Annotated in this window: 3 protein-coding genes; all 3 read right to left on the bottom strand. The window is 58.5% G+C overall.

Features of this window, described 5'->3' with window-relative positions; genetic code table 11:
- The coding region (locus tag CVT63_08110) for a hypothetical protein (GenBank protein PKQ27420.1) at nucleotides 1–1,769 on the bottom strand (1,769 nt) is incomplete at its 3' end.
- Nucleotides 1,770–1,806: 37 nt separating this feature from the next.
- Nucleotides 1,807–2,217 carry a MerR family transcriptional regulator gene (locus CVT63_08105; GenBank protein PKQ27419.1) on the bottom strand — a complete coding sequence of 137 codons (411 nt, stop codon included), beginning with the start codon at nucleotides 2,215–2,217 and terminating at the stop codon, nucleotides 1,807–1,809.
- Between the two features lie 6 nt (nucleotides 2,218–2,223).
- On the bottom strand, nucleotides 2,224–3,327 hold the full coding sequence (dnaJ, locus tag CVT63_08100; protein PKQ27418.1) for a molecular chaperone DnaJ: 1,104 nt from the start codon (nucleotides 3,325–3,327) through the stop codon (nucleotides 2,224–2,226).
- Between the last annotated feature and the right edge of the window lie 37 nt (nucleotides 3,328–3,364).

Genomic DNA, 3,364 nt, shown 5'->3' with positions numbered 1-3,364 from the left:
TCTAATGCGTCAACTGTATCTTTCTCGACTGTTGCGCTCTTCTTGCAGCAGTCACAGGCGCCACATTCGAACGACTGCTTCTCTCCAAAGTAGTTGAGAATGTATCCGCGTCTGCACCCTTGCCGCAGAATGAACTTCTCCATCGCCGCCAGCCTGTCTTCTTCCATTCGGCGAAGCGAGCCGTGTCGTGCCCAATCGATCGCGAGGTCTTTGAATGGCGGCGCCGGGTCGACAAGCTTCCGCAAGCCGCGTCCGCGAAACGGCGGCGCGTACTCCAGCAGCCCCGCATCCCGAAGCGCTGTTAGCGCCCTCTTCACTTGCTCGGGGAAAACACCGGAGTCGGATGCCAGCCGGTTGATGCCGATTTCCACTCGGCCGGGGGTCTTCAGATCGACAGAAGATGCCAGCCCTTCGAGCACCTTCTGTCGCACCGACCCGCGAACTTCGCTACCGGCACTGGAAAGGGGTCGCGTCACGGTAATCCCTATCATCGGCTCGCCGCTGTAAGCGCGGAGCACTCCCGCGCCATCGAGCAGACGGATGGCCGCCCCCATTTGCGCCTCTCCTATGTACTGATCGCACGATCCGGCGATCTCCTTGTATGTCATGAGGATAGTGCTGCCGGGTAGCCGCCAGATAGTCTCGTAGACATCTCTCACCAGTCCGTCATCGGGATAACTGACATCGAGGAAGAACTCGCGGAGGCTCCTGTCGGCAGAAGAATAAAGGAGCACACAACGCGATTCGAGGCCATCGCGCCCGGCGCGACCAATCTCCTGGTAGTACTGCTCGACCGATCCCGGGTAGTTGTAGTGGACGACGAAACGTACGTCGCGCTTGTCGATTCCCATCCCGAAAGCTGAAGTGGCCGCGACGACCCGCGCATCCCCGCTGAGAAAAACTTCTTGAGCTTTGACCCGATCCTCGGACTCCATCCCCGCGTGGTAAGCGACTATGTCCGGCGCCACCTGGCTCAAGGTCTCAACGATCTCATCAACGTTCTTGCGTGTGCCGGCATAAATGATGCCGGACCCGCTGTTCTCGCGCAGGAACCGTGACAGGAAGTCCATCTTCTTTTTGTCGGTGTGCGTTACTTCAACACTCAGCTCGAGGTTCGGGCGGTCGAACCCGTGAACGTGGATGTCCATATCATCCCGGGTGAGGCCCAGCGATTGGATGATGTCAATCTGCACCCGGCGGGTGGCAGTGGCCGTCAGTGCGGTCACCGGCGGGCAACCAATGAGCTCGTGGAACTGTTTGAGCCTCCGGTAATCCGGCCTGAAATCGTGACCCCATTCAGAGATACAGTGCGCCTCGTCAACGACGAGCCTCGAAACATTTACGGCATGCAACATCGACAGAAAAGCGTTGTCCCGGCATCTCTCGGGCGCGATATAGAGGAGCCGGCACTCTCCCCTTGCGCATGCGGATAACCTCGCGTTCTGCTCGACGCGGCTGAGACTTGAATTGACCGCGGTCGCCGGAACGCCAAGGGCATGAAGGTCGTCCACCTGGTTCTTCATCAGAGATATCAACGGGGACACGACGATCGTCAGGCCCGTGTCCATCAGAGATGGGAGTTGGTAGATGATGGACTTGCCACTGCCAGTAGGCATAACAACAAGCAGGTGCCTGCCGGCGAAGACGGATTGAAGCGCCCGCTCCTGACCGGGCAAGAACCTGGAATATCCAAAGCGATCCGCGAGAAGACGGCTGGCGCCTTCAAGCGCGCTGGCAATTTCTTCTTTGTTGCTGGAAATGTCACTCATCGCGCAAGTCTTTTAAAAGCTATTCATGGACAGAGCGTTAGCGCCCCGGCCGTTCACGAGAAACCTTTTTCACCTGGACTATGCTCGCCACCGGCTTGACCCTCAAAGCGATCCTGCTCTTGATATCCAGTATCTCCTGCCGCATCACCCTGTGGGCCTCGGTCATCTCGACTTCCATGTTCGCCATCTTGTCCTTTAGAACGCGCATCTCTTTTTCCATCGCGAGAACTCTGACGACGCCCGATAGGTTGAGCCCCTCGCTCGTCAGCTCCTGGATACGCCGCAACCTCATCAGATCGTCATCGGAGTAGCGCCTCCTGTTGTTGAACGCGCGCTCCGGGTGGAGGAGCCCCCTGCGCTCGTACATCCTGAGCGTCTGGGGATGCATTTCGGCTAGCCTGGCCGCGACACTAATGACATATACGCCCTGGCGCCGGTCCTTCTCCATCGTCTCTTACTCCTGCTCCAGGAAGGCGCGCGCATCACCGGTCTCGAGCTCCCCAAGTCTCTCCACGGCCTGGCGCATTTCCTTGTTTATCTTTTGTGGAACGACGACCCTTACTGTTATGAGCATATCACCCTGTCCCTTGCCCTTGAGCCGCGGAGCTCCTTTGCCCTTCAGGCGGAAGGTTCTGCCACTCTGCGTGCCCGCCGGTATATTGAGATTAACCTTTCCGTGAATTGTAGGCACCTCGACCCGCGCGCCGAGCGCGGCCTCCGAATACGTCAACGGCAAGTCAAGTGTGATGTCAGCGTTACGCTTTCCAAGGTACGGATGTTTCTCGACCCCGGTCACGACGTACAGATCCCCTGGAGGCCCTCCATTCGCGCCCGGCTCGCCCTTTCCGTGAAAGCATATGCGCGACCCATCACTCACACCCTCAGGGATGCGTATCCTGATTTTCTTCGGGCGCCTGCGGTGGCCTGTCCCTTTGCAGTTCGAGCATGGATCCTGAATTATCTGTCCCTTGCCATGGCATGCCGGGCACGGACGGCTCAAGCCAAACAACCCCTGGCTCTCCGCTACGGAACCGCGGCCGCCACACGTGGGGCAGGTCTGAGGAAAAGTTCCCGGCGAGGATCCGAGACCTTTACACACTTCACAAATCACATCGCGAGTCATGGTTACGGGCACGCTGGCGCCTTTTAGCGCATCGTCGAACGACATGTTCACCCGCACCTCGACATCATCGCCACGCGTCCCTCGCCTGCCGCCCGGCCTCCCGGCCGACGCGCGGCCGCCACCAAACAGATTGAAGATGTCGCCGAGATCCCCCTCGAAGCTGAACCCCTGCGCCCCTCCGCCAGCGCCGCCCCAACCGTCGAACCCCCCTTGCGCTCCGAACAACCGCCCGGAATCGTACTCCTGCCGCTTTTTGTCGTCGGACAGCACCTCGTAGGACTCGGTTATTTCTTTGAAGCGATCCTCGGCTTCCTTGTTGTTTGGGTTTTTGTCCGGGTGGTACTTGTGCGCGAGTTTTCGATACGCCTTCTTTATTTCCTCTTTCCCGGCATCTTTCGCCACACCAAGTGTTTTATAGTAATCTTTGCCATTCATCCAGTATCACTTCCAAGAAAACGCAACAAAGGGGTCA

The organism is Candidatus Anoxymicrobium japonicum (genome assembly GCA_002843005.1).
GTDB classification, from domain to species: Bacteria; Actinomycetota; Geothermincolia; order Fen-727; family Anoxymicrobiaceae; genus Anoxymicrobium; species Anoxymicrobium japonicum.
Note: the sequence above shows the minus strand (reverse complement) of the source record. Positions and strands in the feature narration are given on the sequence as shown.

Coding starts and splice junctions, on each gene's coding strand:
- CVT63_08105 (PKQ27419.1), bottom strand. CDS start 2,217: ATGGAGAAGGACCGGCGCCAGGGCGTATATGTCATTAGTGTCGCGGCC.
- dnaJ (PKQ27418.1), bottom strand. CDS start 3,327: ATGAATGGCAAAGATTACTATAAAACACTTGGTGTGGCGAAAGATGCC.